12 protein-coding genes, 1 tRNA gene, 1 other RNA gene and 1 pseudogene are annotated in these 17021 nt (G+C 68.6%); 12 read left to right on the top strand and 3 right to left on the bottom strand.

Going from position 1 to position 17021, the window contains the following annotated elements:
• Nucleotides 1-108 precede the first annotated feature (108 nt).
• Together ACIBK8_RS32705 and ACIBK8_RS32710 are read left to right on the top strand one after the other, a co-directional pair.
• Nucleotides 109-693: a hypothetical protein gene (locus ACIBK8_RS32705; protein WP_399045973.1), complete on the top strand. Its 585-nt coding sequence runs from the start codon at nt 109-111 to the stop codon at nt 691-693.
• Nucleotides 694-726: 33 nt separating this feature from the next.
• The gene (locus ACIBK8_RS32710) at nt 727-1587 is read left to right on the top strand and encodes a hypothetical protein (RefSeq protein ID WP_399045974.1); all 861 of its coding nucleotides are present in this window, start codon (nt 727-729) and stop codon (nt 1585-1587) included.
• A 351-nt stretch (nt 1588-1938) separates the two neighbouring features.
• Here ACIBK8_RS32710 and ACIBK8_RS32715 read toward each other — a convergent pair.
• The 3 genes and pseudogenes from ACIBK8_RS32715 to ACIBK8_RS32725 all read right to left on the bottom strand — a co-directional run bounded on the left by ACIBK8_RS32715 (nt 1939) and on the right by ACIBK8_RS32725 (nt 5501).
• A pseudogene (locus ACIBK8_RS32715) lies at nt 1939-3308 on the bottom strand (IS1380 family transposase).
• A 122-nt stretch (nt 3309-3430) separates the two neighbouring features.
• On the bottom strand, nt 3431-4321 hold the full coding sequence (locus ACIBK8_RS32720) for a hypothetical protein (RefSeq protein ID WP_399045976.1): 891 nt from the start codon (nt 4319-4321) through the stop codon (nt 3431-3433).
• Nucleotides 4322-5413: 1092 nt separating this feature from the next.
• Nucleotides 5414-5501 (bottom strand) — tRNA-Ser (locus ACIBK8_RS32725).
• A 120-nt stretch (nt 5502-5621) separates the two neighbouring features.
• Between ACIBK8_RS32725 and ffs the strand changes: the two genes are divergently transcribed.
• The 10 genes from ffs to ACIBK8_RS32775 all read left to right on the top strand — a co-directional run bounded on the left by ffs (nt 5622) and on the right by ACIBK8_RS32775 (nt 16887).
• Nucleotides 5622-5720: signal recognition particle sRNA small type (gene ffs, locus ACIBK8_RS32730), an RNA gene on the top strand.
• Between the two features lie 206 nt (nt 5721-5926).
• Entirely contained in the window at nt 5927-8509 is a 2583-nt protein-coding gene (locus ACIBK8_RS32735; RefSeq protein ID WP_399045978.1) for a DNA polymerase III subunit gamma and tau, read from the top strand.
• A gap of 423 nt (nt 8510-8932) precedes the next feature.
• Nucleotides 8933-9283 carry a YbaB/EbfC family nucleoid-associated protein gene (locus tag ACIBK8_RS32740; protein ID WP_393689393.1) on the top strand — a complete coding sequence of 117 codons (351 nt, stop codon included), beginning with the start codon at nt 8933-8935 and terminating at the stop codon, nt 9281-9283.
• Between the two features lie 51 nt (nt 9284-9334).
• Nucleotides 9335-9934: a recombination mediator RecR gene (gene recR / locus ACIBK8_RS32745; RefSeq protein ID WP_393689391.1), complete on the top strand. Its 600-nt coding sequence runs from the start codon at nt 9335-9337 to the stop codon at nt 9932-9934.
• Nucleotides 9927-10589 (top strand): DUF5063 domain-containing protein, encoded by a 663-nt coding sequence (locus ACIBK8_RS32750; protein WP_393689390.1) that lies wholly within the window; start codon nt 9927-9929, stop codon nt 10587-10589. Before recR ends, ACIBK8_RS32750 begins: the two co-directional genes overlap by 8 nt.
• A gap of 319 nt (nt 10590-10908) precedes the next feature.
• Complete coding sequence (locus ACIBK8_RS32755) at nt 10909-12180, top strand: aspartate kinase (protein ID WP_393689389.1); 1272 nt, start codon at nt 10909-10911, stop codon at nt 12178-12180.
• Nucleotides 12177-13292: an aspartate-semialdehyde dehydrogenase gene (locus tag ACIBK8_RS32760; protein WP_399045981.1), complete on the top strand. Its 1116-nt coding sequence runs from the start codon at nt 12177-12179 to the stop codon at nt 13290-13292. The genes ACIBK8_RS32755 and ACIBK8_RS32760 overlap by 4 nt, the downstream gene beginning before the upstream one ends.
• A gap of 584 nt (nt 13293-13876) precedes the next feature.
• Nucleotides 13877-14446, top strand: coding sequence for a SigE family RNA polymerase sigma factor (locus ACIBK8_RS32765; protein WP_399045988.1), 570 nt, complete (start codon nt 13877-13879; stop codon nt 14444-14446).
• Nucleotides 14443-15939 (top strand): hypothetical protein, encoded by a 1497-nt coding sequence (locus ACIBK8_RS32770; protein WP_399045982.1) that lies wholly within the window; start codon nt 14443-14445, stop codon nt 15937-15939. The genes ACIBK8_RS32765 and ACIBK8_RS32770 overlap by 4 nt, the downstream gene beginning before the upstream one ends.
• Before the next feature lie 87 nt (nt 15940-16026).
• On the top strand, nt 16027-16887 hold the full coding sequence (locus ACIBK8_RS32775) for an SURF1 family protein (protein WP_399045983.1): 861 nt from the start codon (nt 16027-16029) through the stop codon (nt 16885-16887).
• The last annotated feature ends 134 nt before the right edge of the window (nt 16888-17021 follow it).

Raw genomic sequence — 17021 nt, forward strand, 5'->3', positions numbered from 1 at the left:
TAATCATGATTATCACTTTAAATGCCGAGAGTATGACTCTTTGCGAGGTGGCGAGACGCTAATGCGTCGTGCTTAAATACCGCGCGGAACGGCGTTGTGGAGATTCCTATGACCACAGCAATTGTAACGGCCTGTGCCAGCTTCCTGATTGCCATCACAGCTTACTGGTTGAACCATCAAGGAGAGAATCGTAGGTCTATCAGGGAAGCGCGATTCGACTGGGTGAGCAGCCAATTGAAAGACCTCTATGGCCCACTTCTCGTTCTCGCGGAAACAAACGAGAAGGCATGGAACGAGTACTGCAGACACTTCATTCCGCCCAGCGTTACGGGCTCGGCCGGCATTCCGCTGTCGGAACTGGAAGAGGCGCGGTGGCGCAGGTGGGTACAAGAGGTGTTTGCTCCGACAGCCCAGAAGATGCGGGAGATCATCACCGCCCGGGGCGACCTGATCATCGGAGGAGAAATGCCTCCCGTAGTCCTAGAGTTTTGCGCGCACGCAGTGGCTTATAACGTCCTTCTGTCGGACTGGGGCGGAGCTGGCCCAACCAAATCTACCCTGATCGGCCATCCGGGAATCAGGTTCCTGTCCTACGTTCGAGAGTCGTACGGATCACTCAAAGCGGAACAGGCAATCCTGCTGAAGGCTGCTCATGACGCTGGCCGATCCGGATTCGATCTTTCAGCACGCTGACAAAAATGGAAGGAGAGCGCTATCAAGGTATTCTTGAGCTGGTCCGGAGATCGCTCCAAGAAGACTGCTGAAGCCCTGTGGTCCTGGTTGCCGGACGTCCTTCAGTACATCAACCCCTGGCTCTCCAGTCTGGATATTTCCGCAGGAAGGAGAGGGGTTCGAGAGATCACCGATGAGCTTTCTGAAACAAACTTTGGAATAATCTGTACAACTCCAGAGAATCAATCTTCCACTTGGATCAACTTTGAGGCCGGCTCCCTCGCCAAGCAGGTTAATGACGGCTATGTCGTGCCGTTCTTGATCGGCATGAAAGCTAAGGATCTCATCAGTCCTATCAGTCAATTTCAGGCTGTTGCCGGGGATAATAAAGGCGACGTGCAAAAGCTGCTCTTCGACATTAATGACGCGTCGGGAAGTCTGGCGATCCCACGCGAAAGACTGGAGCGTGCCTTCCAGAAGAGCTGGCCGGAATTCGAGCAAAACATGAGGAACATTACTGCAATCTCATCGGGGGGTGATATCTCGAACGCGGTTCAGCGATCCGAAGCCGACATGACGGAGGAGATCCTCCTCATTGCTCGACAGCTCGATCACCGCATGGCGGAGATCGAGGGATATACGCTGAGGGCAGATGGAATATCGAGGCGGCCACCTCGGGAAATTCGCCGGATCAGTGAAGAGAAATTCATCGCGTCGTCATTCGCAAAGATCGGTTGGGGGGCCGTACGCTCTTCTTGGGAGGGTGAGCGGGTGGTCATCGTAACGCAGATTTCAGACGGATCCCCGCGGTCGATTTCACGTAATTTCGTCGAGCGGCTTGCGAAATCCCTAGGGCGAGAGGTAGTCGTGCAGGGAGAGGGTGGAAAGTTAATTGTTCGCAGCAATATTTCCTGAGTCCCTAATGCTTTCTTAGGGTCTGTCTCGCCGATTTTGCCGGGATCGCGTCGCGCAGCACGACGCCTCGCAGAATTGGCGAAGCGCCCTCATGGAACCATTAGGGGGGCACTCTGATGCCTTGCTAGCCGTCGTTATAGACGCCGCTCCCTGATCCGGTACCGGTAAGGGCCACGAGACGCACCCTAGCCTCGATCGTTCATGAAAGGTCCGTCAGCTTGCTGGCGGACTCTTTGTGGTGGGGGTTTCGGCGTCTGGGCAGGCTGACGGCCCGGTTGTCGCGTCGGGTGTGCGCCGGGTTCCACGGCTCCGGTCGGAGTGGTGCTGCTCGCAGGGACGGGAACGTGCCGGTCAGCCGGGGTTCGGGAGGACGCGGAGCCGGTCCAGGGCATCGCTGATCACGTCGGCCCAGGGCCAGTGTCTGGCCAGGCGGAGGTAGCGGCGGCGGCCGGTGGTGATGAGCTGCGCGGCGGCGGAGAACAGCCGAAGGCGGCGGGGCTCCCACAGACGAGCCTTGCCGGTGAGAGCGAGCCGGGGCATCCAGGCCAGCAAGTCCAGGGCGATCTGGATGATCTCCAGCCAGATCTGGTTCTGTGCGGCGCCGTGGAGGGGAAGGTTGCGCAGTCCGGTGGCGCGGGCGGCGCGGATGCGATCCTCAGCACGGGCACGCTGGCGGTGGCGCAGTTCAAGGGCGGCGATCGCCTCGCCCGCTGTGTTGGTGGCAAAGCAGGTCAACCGCATGCCGTCGGCGTCGGTAAAGCGCAACTGGGCACCGGGGTGCGGCCGTTCCTTCCGCACGATCAGCCGCAGCCCGTTGGGCCAGCCGGTCAGGCAGTCGCCGCCGAGTTCGGCAACCCAGGCGCCGTCGCGGATGTCGTCGTCGGGTTTGACGGCCGCCGTCCAGGCCGCGGCAGGGACCTTCAGGACGGCCTGGTGGATGGCGTCGGTGATGGTCATGCCGACCGAGTACAACACCACCGGCCGCGCTGGGCGAGCCAGGCGACGAACTCGTGGGTGCCGCCTGCGGAGTCGGTACGGATCAGCGTCTGCCGGCCACGCCGGAACCGTTTCGGCAGCTGGGCCAGGGCCAGTCTGGTGGCCTCGATGTGGTCGGCTGCGGTGTTGGAGCCCGCGTTGCCGGGCCGCAGCAGGCCCACGACCGGCTCGCCGGACCCGCTGCGGCCGTGGTCGACGAATCCCATCAGCGGGTGGTGGCCGAACGTCTTCTTCCAAGTCGCGGCTGCGTCCTGCTTCTCGGAGTGGGACAGGACGAGGACGCCGTCGATGTCCACGATCACCTGCCCGCCCGCGTCCGGCGCTGCTTCACCGGCCAACCGCCATACGTGTTCGCGCACTTCAGCACGGGCGGTGCGCAGTGCTGCCAGGACCCGCTGTCCGCCCGACGCCAGCGTGTTGATCAGCCGGGAGACCGTGGGGTCGGAGGCTACCGGCCCGAACACGGCCGGCTCAGCCCGCAGCAAGCCCACGTCGGCCAGGCAATCCCCGCCGAGTGCCACCGCGAGCGCGACATCCAGCAGGATCTTGCCCGGATCGTGCACCGCCCGGGCCTTCCGCCATGGCTCAAGCGCGGCCGATATCGCCATGTCGAGACCGGACTCGCGGATCATCTCGACCAGCAGCACGGCCCCAGCCTGCGAGACGACCCCACGACCGCCGCCCTCGACGAGGACATGCGGGTAGGACCCGATACGCTTCTTCACCTGGAAAGTGCCTCCGGCGGTGGCGGGAACAAGGACCTCAGCAATCCTCATTCTCGCTGGTCAGAGGCGCTTTCTGCTTTCTTGATCACCAGTCGGACAGCCCGCCTCGTGAAAGCGCGAGGCTAGCGCTTGAATCTCACCTCCACCGGCATCGGCATCTTCTCCCGCTTCTTCAAACGCTGAAGGCGCAATTCTCCGGCTTGATCCGGTTGAACCCAGGCGTTCCACGCCTTGATATAGATCGCCACCTGGTCCCGTAAGCCCATCCTGCGCTTGGAACCCCGCTTCTGTGTACCCCTCGGCACCTCTCGCAGAGCGAGCCTCGCATCGCCAGGGTCTAGATTCGCACCCGACTTGAGACCCGAGGTCCAGTCCTCAATTTCTGCGGGATGTGCCCCAGGTGCAGCCTCTGTGGTCAAGAAAAAGCCCACCGCCGCCGCCGTCTGACTAGCAAATAGGTACTTGGAAAGCTCACGGCCGATGGCCACCGCCTCCCCGTACCTGTCCTTGTCACCGTAATATGCTGCGAGGATCCGGTCATTCGACACGTAAGCCTGGGCACCGTTCCATGATCCATTCGGCATGGTCTTGAAGAGGATTACGTGGCGAATGGTGGAGGAAAGTAGAGGCAAGTACTTCTCGCCTGTCGACAACAGTGTATCCGCTGCACTCCGTCGCTTTCCGGTGTCGAGAACAGGGAAGACGTCTTCTGACAGTCCATCGAAAACGAACATCGTTACGGGAGTATTGGCCTCGATAATCGCATGGAGGCGATGCTGGCCATCGAGAAGTACACCGGCTTCGTCGAAGGCGATTCCCTGATGAGTCAACTTCCATTCGCCACGCAGAATGCTCTCCGTTAGGGATCTCACCCGCCCCATGTCCAGGCGTCTATTGACCGAGGCTCGGGACAGAAAAGTTTCGGCGATCTCAGGGGTTACGTTGACGAGTCGCGAGGCGGGGTTTCCTCTCGGCTCTCCTGGCTTCTCAGGATCCGCAAGAGCAATATTCATTTTTTTATCCTAAGGCTGCCGACGACTGAGTACTCACTCTCAATCGAAAATGATCAATTTTGATCCACCTGTGCGCCATCCGAAGACCGCAGATGTCTTATTAAGATTGAACTGTTGGTGTTGCGGGGTTGGCAGTGGGTGTCCTGTGCGTTGTCATGGGAGTTGCGGTGTGCTCGGGGCGGCGGGTTGACTGCTGAAAGGCGCTTGGGCGGCGCTGCCGCACTTGAGTGATTCGCAGTTCGCACGGCAGAGCCGGAGAGTGAGTTGGCGAGGGCCGGACTCGCCCAGCTGGGAGGACCAGCGATGGACTCCAGCCGCTTCAAGCCCGTCATCGACAGACGCTTTCACTCGGCCACACCTCCAGGGCGTACACGAACTCCTGGCGACGCGCGGCCCGCAGACCAGCCGCACGGCGCTGCGATCAGGAACGTCGCCGGAGCAGGCGGGCGGGCTACGCGAAGGCCACCGCCTGGAAGGTGTAGTTGTGCACGGCGGTCAGTGCTTCGCGCTTGCGGCTGTAGTAGAGCTTGTTGGTCAGGAGCCCCGCTCAGTGGTCCGGCGGCGGGGTCCACATCGCGGTCTCGGTGAAGATGTAGTGCACCCAGACGTCGTCCGCGCGTCCGCAGGGTGGGTGCCGGGGGCGGGGTGCCGGAAGAGGCCGTGGAGCGGGGTGAGGCCGACGGCCTGCCACGCGGAACGACTGCTTGCCCCAGTCGGCGCCGAACCCGGGGGCCAGGACTTAGCGGAGGAAGGCCGGCGATTCCGCACGCGCTGTCGGGCAGGCGCTTCCGGTCCGCGACGGGGCCGCGAGACAGAGCACTGCCGCTCGCGAGCGAATCCGCCCGCGGCCGTGGGCTCTCCTGGGGCCGGGCGTGATTGCTGTCCGGTCTTTCCGCCGCTTGGCCGGGCGGTCTCGAGGCCGTATCCAGTTCGACATGACCAGGCACTGGCCCCAGCGGGCCATCCGTCAGGGATCTTCACTCAGGCAGGAGGGCGTCGGCCGGCCGTTGGCATAGCAGGGCCGTCCCAGCGACGTTGAAGGGCCCCACCGCAAGCGATGGGGCCCTTCAACGTTAGTGCCCGGTGAGGCACTGGCGGAGGATACGAGATTCGAACTCGTGAGGGGTTGCCCCCAACACGCTTTCCAAGCGTGCGCCCTAGGCCACTAGGCGAATCCTCCGCCGCAAACAATACAAGACGTTGGAGGGTGCTCGCGAACATGATCCGGAGGCGGGGGTCCGGGAGGGAGTGAGGGTGGGAGGTGGGTCGTATCCGGGGTGGGGGATCCGCTACTGTGGTGCGCAGCCCCTCACGTGGCGCTATCTGACTGAACTCCCCCAGGGCCGGAAGGCAGCAAGGGTAGGTCGGCTCTGGCGGGTGCGTGGGGGGCGCTTGCGTTTGCGATGGAGGCCGCCCGCCCCTGCCCGAGCGGAGCCGGGAACTCGATGGTGGCCGGCCGCCCGTGCCCGAGCGAAGTCGAGAGCTTGGTTGGGGCCGCCCCTGCTTAGGCGGAGCCGGGAGCTTGGTTGGGGTCTCCCCTGCTCGAGCGGAGCCGAGAGCTTGGGGACGGGTCGATTGTCGGTGGGGGCCGATATCGTCGTATGCGTGTCGTCCCTCGCGCTGTACCGCCGCTACCGACCCGAGACCTTCGCCGAGGTCATCGGGCAAGAGCACGTGACCGATCCGCTGCAGCAGGCATTGCGGAACAACCGCGTCAACCACGCGTATCTGTTCAGCGGGCCGCGCGGCTGTGGCAAGACGACGAGCGCGCGGATCCTGGCGCGGTGCTTGAACTGTGAGGAAGGTCCCACTCCCACGCCCTGCGGGACGTGCCAGTCGTGTGTGGACCTGGCCAGGAACGGTCGGGGATCGATCGATGTGATCGAGATCGACGCCGCGTCGCACGGTGGCGTGGACGACGCCCGTGAGCTGCGTGAGAAGGCGTTCTTCGGGCCGGCGAGCAGCCGCTACAAGATCTACATCATCGACGAGGCGCACATGGTCACCTCGGCGGGCTTCAACGCCCTGCTGAAGGTGGTCGAGGAGCCGCCGGAGCATCTGAAGTTCATCTTCGCGACGACGGAGCCCGAGAAGGTCATCGGGACGATCCGGTCGCGTACGCACCACTATCCGTTCCGTCTGGTGCCGCCGGGGACGCTGCGCACGTACCTGGCGGACGTGTGCGGGCGGGAGTCCGCCCCGGTGGAGGACGGGGTGCTTCCCCTGGTCGTCCGGGCCGGAGCCGGTTCGGTGCGTGACTCGATGTCCGTGATGGACCAGCTGCTCGCCGGAGCCGGTGACGACGGTGTGACGTATGCCATGGCGACGGCGCTGCTCGGGTACACGGACGGGTCGCTGCTGGATTCGATCGTCGAGGCGTTCGCGGCAGGGGACGGCGGCGCGGCCTTCGAGGTCGTCGACCGGGTCATCGAGGGCGGGAACGACCCGCGGCGGTTCGTCGCCGACCTGTTGGAGCGGCTGCGTGACCTGGTGATCCTGGCGGCCGTGCCGGACGCGGGGGAGAAGGGGCTGATCGACGCCCCCGCGGACGTCGTGGAGCGGATGACGGCGCAGGCGTCCGTCTTCGGGGCCGCCGAGCTGAGCCGGGCCGCCGATCTGGTCAACACCGGCCTCACGGAGATGCGCGGAGCGACGTCGCCGCGGCTGCAACTGGAGCTGATCTGCGCGCGGGTGCTGCTGCCCGCGGCCTACGACGACGAGCGGTCGGTGCAGGCGCGGCTCGACAGGCTGGAGCGCGGGGCCGGTGCGGCGGCGCTCGGCGGAGGCGGAGGCGGAGGCGGCGGCCCGGTGGGTCCTGGCGCCTTCCCGGGCGGGGCCGGTGGTCCTGTGGTCTCTTCCGGTGGTGGACCCGCGGCTGGGTACGTGCCGGGTCCGGAGGCCCATCCGGTGGGTCCGCCCGCAGGTCCTGCGGGTCCGGCCGCGGCGCGTGCGGCGGTGCGCGGAGCGACGGGTGGGACCGGAGGGGCCACTGCCGCCGGGCCGGAGCAGGGGGCTCCGTTGTCCGGGGCCGGTGCTGCGGCGGACGGTGCCGGTGTTCCTGTGGGCGGGGTGGCCGGTGGCGAGGCGCCGGCTGCGGCGCCCGCGGCCCAGGGTGGTTCGCACGCGGCGGAGCGGGCCGAGCCCGCGGCGCGGCCGGGTGCCTGGCCGGGCGGCACCGGCGGCGGCGGGGCTGCCGCGGCAGGTGGCCAGGGTGCGGGTACGTCCGCTGCCGGGGGCGATGCGCAGGCCGCTTCCGGGGCGGCTGCGGAGAGTGCGCCCGCCCGGCCCGGTGCGTGGCCGGGGAGCGCGGGCGGCGGCAGCGCCGCCGGAGGAGGACGGCAGCCCGGCGGCTGGCCGTCGGCCACGGCGCCCGGCCAGGGCGCCCGGCAGGCGCCCACCGCGCCCACCGCGCCACCCGCGGCTCCCGCGGCCCCCGCACCGGAGAGGCCCGCCCCCGCGCAGCCGCAGGCGGGCGGGGCACCGGGGGCGCCGGGTGCACCAGGGGCACCGGGAGCGGCACAGGTACGGCAGATGTGGCCGGACATTCTGGACGCGGTCAAGGGCCGCCGCCGATTCACGTGGATCCTGCTGAGCCAGAACGCCCAGGTGTCCGGCTTCGACGGCACGACGCTCCAGATCGGCTTCCCGAACGCCGGTGCGCGCGACAGCTTCGCCAACGGCGGCAGCGAGGACGTGCTGAAGGACGTGCTCGCCGAGAAGTTCCGGGTCCAGTGGCGGGTGGAGGCGATCGTCGATCCGTCGGGCGGCGCCAATCCGCCGGCCGGCGGGGCCCGTGGTGGCAGCGGGGGCGGTGGCCAGGGCGGTGGTTACGGCGGCGGTGGGCCGGCCGGTGGCTATGGAGCGGCACAGAGCCCCGCGCAGCAGCCTGCGCCGCAGGCGGCCCCGCCGCAGCCGAGCGGCCCGTCGGGCGGGTCCGGGTCCGGTCAGGGCGGCGGCCAGGGGGCCCGGATGGCGCGGGAGGCCGTGGCGCCTCCGGCATCGGGCGGTGGCCAGGGCGGACGGCCTCCGGAGCCCGAGTACACCGCTCCCGAGCCGCCTCCGATGGCGATCGAGTACGACATGCCGGCCGAGGACGACCCGGACCTGGTGGACTCCGCGCTGAGCGGCCACGACCTGATCGTGCGGGAACTGGGCGCGACGGTGGTCGAGGAGTTCAACAACGAGTGAGTGTGGAGTTCAACAACGAGTGAGAGAACGAGTGAGAGAACGAGTGAGAGTGAGTGAGGACGGGGAGGGGCGTGGGGAGCAGGGCGTTGAGCCCGCGCTCACCGGCCCTGCCCTCGCCCCAGCCACACCCTTCACCTCGCCGATCACCCGGATTGGGTACCGGGCGGCCAGGTAGGCGGCGGGCGGAACAGGCCGGATACCGGGAGGAAACCGGCCGGATCGACGGCGCGGCGGGGGCGGAATCGCGGGTGGACGGGGTCGGGCACGGGCTGCCCGGGTGTGCGTCCGGTGGGTGTCCGGTGGGTGTCCGTGCGCGCCCGGCCGTACATGCATGCTCCTCCGTCCGGCGTAGGGCGCCGGGCCCGTGGAGCACGTAGGCTCGGGCTACCGCACCAATCGTTGTCGTATGGCAGGAGTCACGTCGTGATCCCCGGTGGTCAGCCCAATATGCAGCAGCTGCTTCAGCAGGCCCAGAAGATGCAGCAGGACCTTGCGGCGGCTCAGCAGGAGCTGGCCGAGACGCCCGTCGAGGGTTCTGCGGGCGGCGGACTCGTCAAGGCGACGGTGACCGGCTCCGGTGAGCTCCAGAGTCTGGTCATCGACCCGAAGGCGGTCGACGCCGAATCCGCGGAGGAGACGGCCGAGACGATCGCCGATCTCGTGCTCGCCGCCGTGCGGGACGCGAACGCCAGCGCCCAGCAGTTGCAGCAGCAGAAGCTCGGCCCGCTGGCGCAGGGCCTCGGCGGCGGTGGAATTCCCGGTCTCCCCTTCTGAGGAGTAGCCAACTAGCGTACTGAGTACGGCAGAAGAGAAAGAAGACGTTCCGTGTACGAAGGCGTGGTCCAGGATCTGATCGACGAGTTGGGCAGGCTGCCCGGCGTCGGTCCCAAGAGCGCGCAGCGGATCGCCTTCCACATTCTTCAGGCCGAGCCGACCGATGTCCGCCGGCTCGCGAACGCGCTGATGGAGGTCAAGGCCAAGGTCCGGTTCTGCAGCGTGTGCGGCAATGTCGCGCAGGAGGAGCAGTGCCGGGTCTGTCTCGACCCGCGGCGTGATCCGGCGGTCATCTGCGTCGTGGAGGAGCCCAAGGACGTCGTGGCGATCGAGCGGACGCGGGAATTCCGCGGTCGCTACCACGTGCTCGGCGGGGCGATCAGCCCGATCGAGGGTGTCGGCCCCGACGACCTGCGGATAAGGGAACTGCTTGCCAGGCTCGCCGACGGCACCGTCACCGAGCTGATTCTGGCCACCGACCCGAATCTGGAGGGCGAGGCCACGGCCACGTATCTGGCCCGGATGACCAAGCATCTGGGGCTGAAGGTGACGCGACTGGCCAGTGGACTGCCGGTCGGGGGCGATCTGGAGTATGCCGACGAGGTCACGCTCGGGCGGGCCTTCGAAGGGAGGAGACTTCTCGATGTCTGATGCCACGCTGCACAACGCGACACAGAATCCCGACGACTTCGCCGTATCGATCTCCGACTCGATCGAGAGCTTCATCGTCGCGGTGACCGCGGTCGCCAAGGGCGACGAGCCGGACAGCGCCGTGCCGTTCCTGCTGCTGGAGATCTCCCAGCTGCTGCTCACCGGCGGCCGTCTCGGCGCCCACGAGGACATCGTCCCGGACGAGCGCTACGAACCGGACAGCGGTCCCGAGCCGGACGTGGACGAGCTGCGGGAGCGGTTCGCCGTGCTGCTCGACCCGGTCGACGTGTACTCCGAGGTCTTCGACCCGTACGTGGTGCGCAGCGAGCCGGTCGCCTGCCGGATCTCGGACGACCTCGCCGACATCGTCACGGATCTGCGGCACGGCCTGGCGCACTACCGGGCGGGCCGGGTCAGCGAAGCGCTGTGGTGGTGGCAGTTCTCCTACCTCACGAACTGGGGCCCGACCGCGTCGGCCGCCCTGCGCGCGCTCCAGTCGCTGGTCGCGCACGTACGCCTCGACCAGCCGCTGGACGCGCTGGACGGGCTGGACACCGACAGCGACGCGGACCACGACGAGGAGCGGCTCGCCGAGGAGGCCGGCAAGGTCATGGCGGCCGAGATCGCCGGGCCGCTGGGGCTGCGGCGGGTGTAGACGCCGGGGGCCGCGGGGGTGGCGGAAACCGTGTGCGGCGCGTCCGGGGGGCCGTGTGACCTGGCTTACGTTCCCGTGTGCACCGTGGCGGAGCGGGCATGTGCTGGCCGAGCGGGCGCGACGGTGCGCCGCGCGGATCCGCCGTGGGACACGGTGACCGGATCGGTGATCGAGGATGACCGATGAGTGAGCTTTGTGTCTCAGGATGCGGTATCAGCGAGGCGGATTCCGCCTGCTCGCTAAACTGAGTCGACCGCAGTACCCCCATTTCCGGGGGTCCGGGAGGAAACTCCCGAAGAGACAGTTGCGAGGAGCGCACGTGGGCCTTGTCGTGCAGAAGTACGGCGGCTCATCCGTTGCGGATGCCGAGGGCATCAAGCGCGTTGCCAAGCGAGTCGTCGAAGCCAAGAAGAACGGCAACCAGGTTGTCGTGGTGGTTTCGGCGATGGGCGACACGACGGACGAGCTGATCGATCTCGCTCAGGAAGTGTCCCCGATTCCATCGGGGCGCGAGTTCGACATGCTGCTGACCGCCGGAGAGCGGATCTCCATGGCCCTGCTGGCGATGGCGATCAAAAACCTCGGCCATGAGGCGCAGTCCTTCACCGGCAGCCAGGCTGGTGTCATCACCGACTCCGTGCACAACAAGGCACGGATCATCGATGTCACGCCCGGCCGTATCAAGACGTCGGTCGACGAGGGCAACATCGCCATCGTCGCCGGTTTCCAGGGTGTGTCCCAGGACAAGAAGGACATCACCACGCTGGGCCGCGGCGGCTCGGACACCACCGCCGTCGCGCTGGCGGCTGCGCTGGACGCCGATGTCTGTGAGATCTACACCGACGTCGACGGTGTCTTCACCGCCGACCCCCGGGTCGTGAAGAAGGCCCGGAAGATCGACTGGATCTCCTTCGAGGACATGCTGGAGCTGGCCAGTTCCGGCTCCAAGGTGCTGCTGCACCGCTGTGTCGAATACGCACGTCGTTACAACATCCCGATCCACGTCCGCTCCTCCTTCTCGGGGCTGAAGGGCACGTGGGTCAGCAACGAACCACAAGGGGACCTTCCGATGGAGCAGGCGATCATCTCGGGCGTCGCACATGACACCTCCGAGGCGAAGGTCACGGTCGTCGGGGTTCCGGACAAGCCGGGCGAGGCCGCGCGCATCTTCCGTGCGATCGCGGACTCCGAGGTCAACATCGACATGGTCGTCCAGAACGTGTCGGCGGCCTCGACGGGGCTGACGGACATCTCCTTCACCCTGCCGAAGGCCGAGGGCCGCAAGGCCGTCGCCGCCCTGGAGAAGACCCGTGCGGCCGTCGGCTTCGACTCGCTGCGCTACGACGACCAGATCGCCAAGATCTCGCTGGTCGGCGCGGGGATGAAGACCAACCCCGGCGTCACCGCGACGTTCTTCGAGGCGCTGTCGAACGCGGGGGTGAACATCGAGCTGATCTCGACCTCCGAGATCCGCATCTCGGTCGTCACCCGCGCCGACGACGTCAACGAGGCCGTGCGCGCCGTGCACACCGCCTTCGGCCTCGACACGGACAGCGACGAGGCCGTGGTCTATGGCGGCACCGGTCGATGATTCCGGCCGAGGCGGGCCGTCCGTCCTCCGCGCACGCCGCGGGGGCGGACGCCCGTACGGCACGTAAGCCGCATCTCGCCGTGGTCGGCGCCACCGGCGCCGTCGGCTCGGTCCTGCTCGGGATCCTCTCCGAGCGGGCCGACGCCTGGGGCGAGATCCGGCTGATCGCCTCCCCCCGCTCGGCCGGCCGCAAGCTGACCGTGCGGGGCGAGGAGGTCGAGGTCCTCGCCCTGGGTGAGGACGTTTTCGACGGCATCGACGTCGCGATGTTCGACGTGCCGGACGCGGCCAGTGCGCGGTGGGCGCCGGTCGCCGCCGCCAAGGGCGCGGTGGTCGTGGACAATTCGGGCGCGTTCCGGGGGGATCCGGACGTGCCCCTCGTCGTCCCCGAGGTCAACGCGCACGCCGTCCGGGTGCGTCCGCGCGGTATCGTCGCCAATCCCCACTGTGCGACGCTCGCGGTGATCGTCGCGCTCGGCGCCCTGCATGCCGAGTACGCGCTGAGCGAGCTGATCGTCTCCTCGTACCAGGCCGTTTCCGGGGCGGGGAAGGCCGGCGTCGACACGTTGCGGGCCCAGCTTTCGGCGGTCTCCGGAACGGAGTTGGGCAATGCGCCGGGTGATGTGCGCGGGGCGGTCGGTGACGCGCTCGGGCCGTTCCCTGCGCCGGTCGCGCTCAACGTCGTGCCGTGGTCGGGCTCGCTGCAGGAGGACGGCTGGTCGTCCGATGAACTCGCGATCCGCAACGAAACCCGCGAGGTCCTGGGGCTGCCCCGGCTCCCCGTCACCGCGACCTGCGTACAGGTGCCGGTGATCACGGGCCACTCGCTGACCGTCCACGCGCGGTTCGAGAACGAGGTCACGGTCGGCGGTGCGCACGCGATCCTGGCCGCCGCGCCGGGAGTTGTCCTCAGCGACGATCCCGCGGGAGGCGAGTACCCGACGCCGGCCGATGTGGCGGGCACCGATCCGGCCTGGGTCGGGCGGGTCAGGCGCTCGCTGGACGACCCGAAGGCGCTGGAGTTCTTCGTGTGCGGGGACAATCTGCGCAAGGGCGCCGCGCTGAACCTCGCGCAGATCGGCGAGTTGATCGCGGGGGAGTGGCACGCGTAGCGGGAGCCGCCTCTTCCGCTGCCGGACTTCCGGGGCGTGTGGTGCCCGCGGCCCGGTGGCTTTCCGGACGTGGGGCGCCGCATGTTGGCGGGATCGGGTGTCCCGGTGCGCGCCGGCTAGGACATACTTTGTGAATCGTGTGAAGTTTCTGTGTGTAATCCGTCGGCCCGCGCCACTTGAACCGGGCTGACGATCTGGCCGACCATTTATTCCCCGCCGCACTGCAACCGGCGGCCGGGCGGGGAGCGTCTTCGTGGCTGCCCTGCGGGGTGTCCGCAAGATGCGGGGGTGTCCGGGAGGTGTCCAGGGGGCGTCTGGGAGTGTCACGTGTGCCGTGGGTGACCTCGGATGCTCCGGAGGCGCCGGGGGTGAATGCGTCGGAATAAATGGGGCATTGGGGAAGAGCTGGTACGCATGAGGGCATTTGACGCATCGTCGAAGGTGGTGTCTTGCGCGTACAACCCTGACGGGGGGAAGCGTGTCCAACAGGCGTGGCAGAGGTACTCGGTTTCACGATCGCCCCAGCGGGCGCAGCGAGCGCGGCAGTGCGCCCGCCGCGCCACCGTGCGTCCGGGGGCATGCCGGTGATCGCCCCCTGGCCCACCACGCATCCCACGCAGATCTCCCCCCAACGCGGGGACGCTGACGACGCGATGGCAGCGGGCACCACAGTCGACCACCTCACCGAGACCTACCGCACGCACTACCGCTCCCTGCTCGGACTCGCCGCGCTGCTCCTCGACGACACCGCGTCCTGCGAAGACGTCGTCCAGGAAGCGTTCATACGCGTGCACTCCGCGCGCAGCCGGGTGCGCGAGCCCGAGAAGACGCTCGCCTACCTGCGGCAGACCGTCGTCAACCTCTCGCGCTCCGCACTGCGCCGCCGCATCCTCGGCCTGAAGCTGCTCTCCAAGCCGATGCCCGACATGGCCAGCGCCGAGGAAGGCGCGTACGACCTCCTGGAGCGCGACCAGCTCATCCAGGCGATGCGCGGTCTGCAACGCCGTCAGCGCGAGGTGCTTGTCCTGCGCTACTTCGCCGACATGACCGAGGCCCAGGTCGCCGAGACGCTGGGAATATCGCTCGGCTCGGTCAAGGCGTACGGATCGCGCGGCATCGCGGCGCTCCGCGTCGCGATGGAGGCGTCGGCATGAACGGCAAGACCTTCGGCACGCCGGGGGCGCAGGAACCGTCCGGTAGGGAATCCGGGAACGGCCCGGACGGCGAGAACGAGACGGACACCACGAACGGGGCGGATCCCGGGCACGGGGCGGATCCCGGGCACGGGTGGCGGGCCGACCCCGGAGCGGACCCGGTGCGGAATCCGGGCGGGCAGTGGCTGACGGCGCTCCGTCATGACATCGGTGTCGGTGATGCGGGCGGTGCCGACGGCGCTGCCGATGACAGGGCTGACAGCGGTGCCGACGGATACGGCAGCGACGGGCGGTACGGCGACGGTCGGTACGGCGACGGACGATACGGCGATGGTCGGTACGGCGGCGACCGATTCCAGGGCCACCGTGACGACGACCCCGACGCCATCACCCCCGTCCCCTCCCTCACTTCTCTCCCCTCCGCCCCCCGCCCACCGGGCGGTGGACTCGGTGGCGAGGACGAACTGAGGCGGCTGCTGCGGTCATCCGTCGACGACCTGGAGCCCGCACCGGACGCCCTTGATCAGCTGCGCCGCGCCGTATCCGCCCGCCGCAGACGCCGTCGGCACGCCGTCGTGGGCGCCGCCGCCGCACTGCTGCTCGGCGGCACCTCGATCCCCGCCATGGTGCACGTCGCGACCCTGGACGACGGCTCCGCCGACCGCCCGGCGAACGCGGCGAGCAGCCAACGCGCCGACGGCACCGTCGCGGGCCCGTACGGCGACGGCCCCGAAGACCACGGCGCGCCGCCCACCGGCAAGGACGGCAAGCACCGCGGCTCCGGCCGACCCGACGGCGACGGCACCGCGACGCGGAAGGACGGCCCCGGGCAGGACGTCGGCTCCGGCACCCCCGACCCGTACGAGACGATGGACGTCACCTCGCCGGTCTGCGGACGCGAACAGTTGGGCAAGGCAACCGGCAAGGTCGGCCAGGCCGACTCCGGGGGACGCGTCTACGGCGCGTTCCGGGTGGTCAACACCTCGGACGCGGCCTGCTCCGTCGACGGCGGCGGCACCGTCGACGCGGTGGCCCAGGGCTCCACGAAAGCCGACCACATCCACGTCGTCGACCACACGTCAGGCGACGAAGCCACCGGGCTCCCCGACCCCGCAACCGCCCCTGACCAGCTGGTTCTCAAACCCGGGCAGGCATACGAGGTCAAGTTCGCCTGGATCCCCGACGCCGGCGGCGGAACCACAGGCTGCGCACATCCCGGCCCCTCGCCCACCCCCGAGCCCTCGAAGTCGCCGGCCGCGGCGGCCGACTCCTCGCCGGCCACCGCGGGCGGAGGCGGAGGCGGAGGCGGCGACGGCCAGGACGGCAGCGGAAACGGCTCGGGCGAAGGCGGAGGCTCGGGCGACGGCGCCGCACCCGGCGGCATCATGCTCAGCCACACGCCGGAGGCCGGCGAGCCCGCCGCCACCGACGCCACGATCAAGGACGCGTGCTCCGGCACGGTGTACCGCACCGGAGTGCTGCCGACGGAGTGAGGCCGGCGGCCCAGGTCCTGGCGGCCGGGGCTGCGCCGTGGAGGGGGCGGTGCAGCCCCGCCGTTCGGGCCCCGTACCGTTGGGGGCGTGTACCGGTTCCTGCTGACCCCGCGGTGGTGGGGAATCAACGTCTTCGCCGTACTGGCGATCCCCTTCTGCATTTTCATGGGCAGCTGGCAGCTGAGCCGCTTCGAGGCACGCGTCGATACGCATCAGCAGCAGGAGGACCGCTCCGCCGACGCCAAGGCAGCCGCGGCCCGGCCCCTCGACAGCCTGCTCCCCGTCGACCAGGTCACCTCAGGCCGCCAGGCCAGCGCACGAGGCACCTACGACACCGAGCACCAACTGCTCGTCCCGGACCGCACCTTGGACCGGAAGCAGCACGACACACCGGGCTTCTACGTCCTGAACCTGCTGCGTACCGACGGCGGCAAGGCCCTCCCCGTGGTCCGCGGCTGGCTGCCGGGCGACGCGAACTCCCGGGCCGACGCCGCCAAGGTCCCGGCACCGCCCAAGGGTGAGGTGACCGTCACCGGAGCGCTCCAGGCGTCCGAGAACCAGGGCACCGCAGGTGTGCAGACCACCGGTGGCCTGCCGAAGGGCCAGCTCGGCATGATCAGCGCGGCGTCGCTGGTCAACATCGTGCCGTACCACGTCTACGACGCCTGGATCACCCTCGGCGACGCCCAGGCCCCGCTGCGCGCCGTCCCGCCGGCCGCCGCCGAGGGCAGCGGTCTCGACCTCAAGGCATTCCAGAACCTCGGCTACACCGGCGAGTGGTTCGTCTTCGCCGGCTTCGTCGTCTTCATGTGGTTCCGCCTCTTCCGCCGCGAGGCCGAAGCCGCGAAGGACGCCGCGCTGGGCATTGTTCCGGAGGGGGCGGGTGCGGATGAGGGTGCGGGCGCCGGTGCCGGTGTGGATGAGGGGGCGGGGGTTGGTGTGAGGTAGGGGGCGGTACGGGGTGGGGCCCCGGGGCCCCGCGCCGGGGGGGGGGGGGGGGGCCGGGGGCGGGCGGCGCGGGGGCCGGCGGGGGGGGGGCCCCCGCGCGCCGCGCAGGCCGGCGGGGGCGGCGCGCCGCCCGG

The organism is Streptomyces sp. NPDC050161 (assembly GCF_044460025.1).
Classification (GTDB): Bacteria; Actinomycetota; Actinomycetes; order Streptomycetales; family Streptomycetaceae; genus Streptomyces.

Coding starts and splice junctions, on each gene's coding strand:
- ACIBK8_RS32705 (WP_399045973.1), top strand. CDS start 109: ATGACCACAGCAATTGTAACGGCCTGTGCCAGCTTCCTGATTGCCATC.
- ACIBK8_RS32720 (WP_399045976.1), bottom strand. CDS start 4,321: ATGAATATTGCTCTTGCGGATCCTGAGAAGCCAGGAGAGCCGAGAGGA.
- ACIBK8_RS32750 (WP_393689390.1), top strand. CDS start 9,927: ATGTCTGATGCCACGCTGCACAACGCGACACAGAATCCCGACGACTTC.
- ACIBK8_RS32760 (WP_399045981.1), top strand. CDS start 12,177: ATGATTCCGGCCGAGGCGGGCCGTCCGTCCTCCGCGCACGCCGCGGGG.
- ACIBK8_RS32770 (WP_399045982.1), top strand. CDS start 14,443: ATGAACGGCAAGACCTTCGGCACGCCGGGGGCGCAGGAACCGTCCGGT.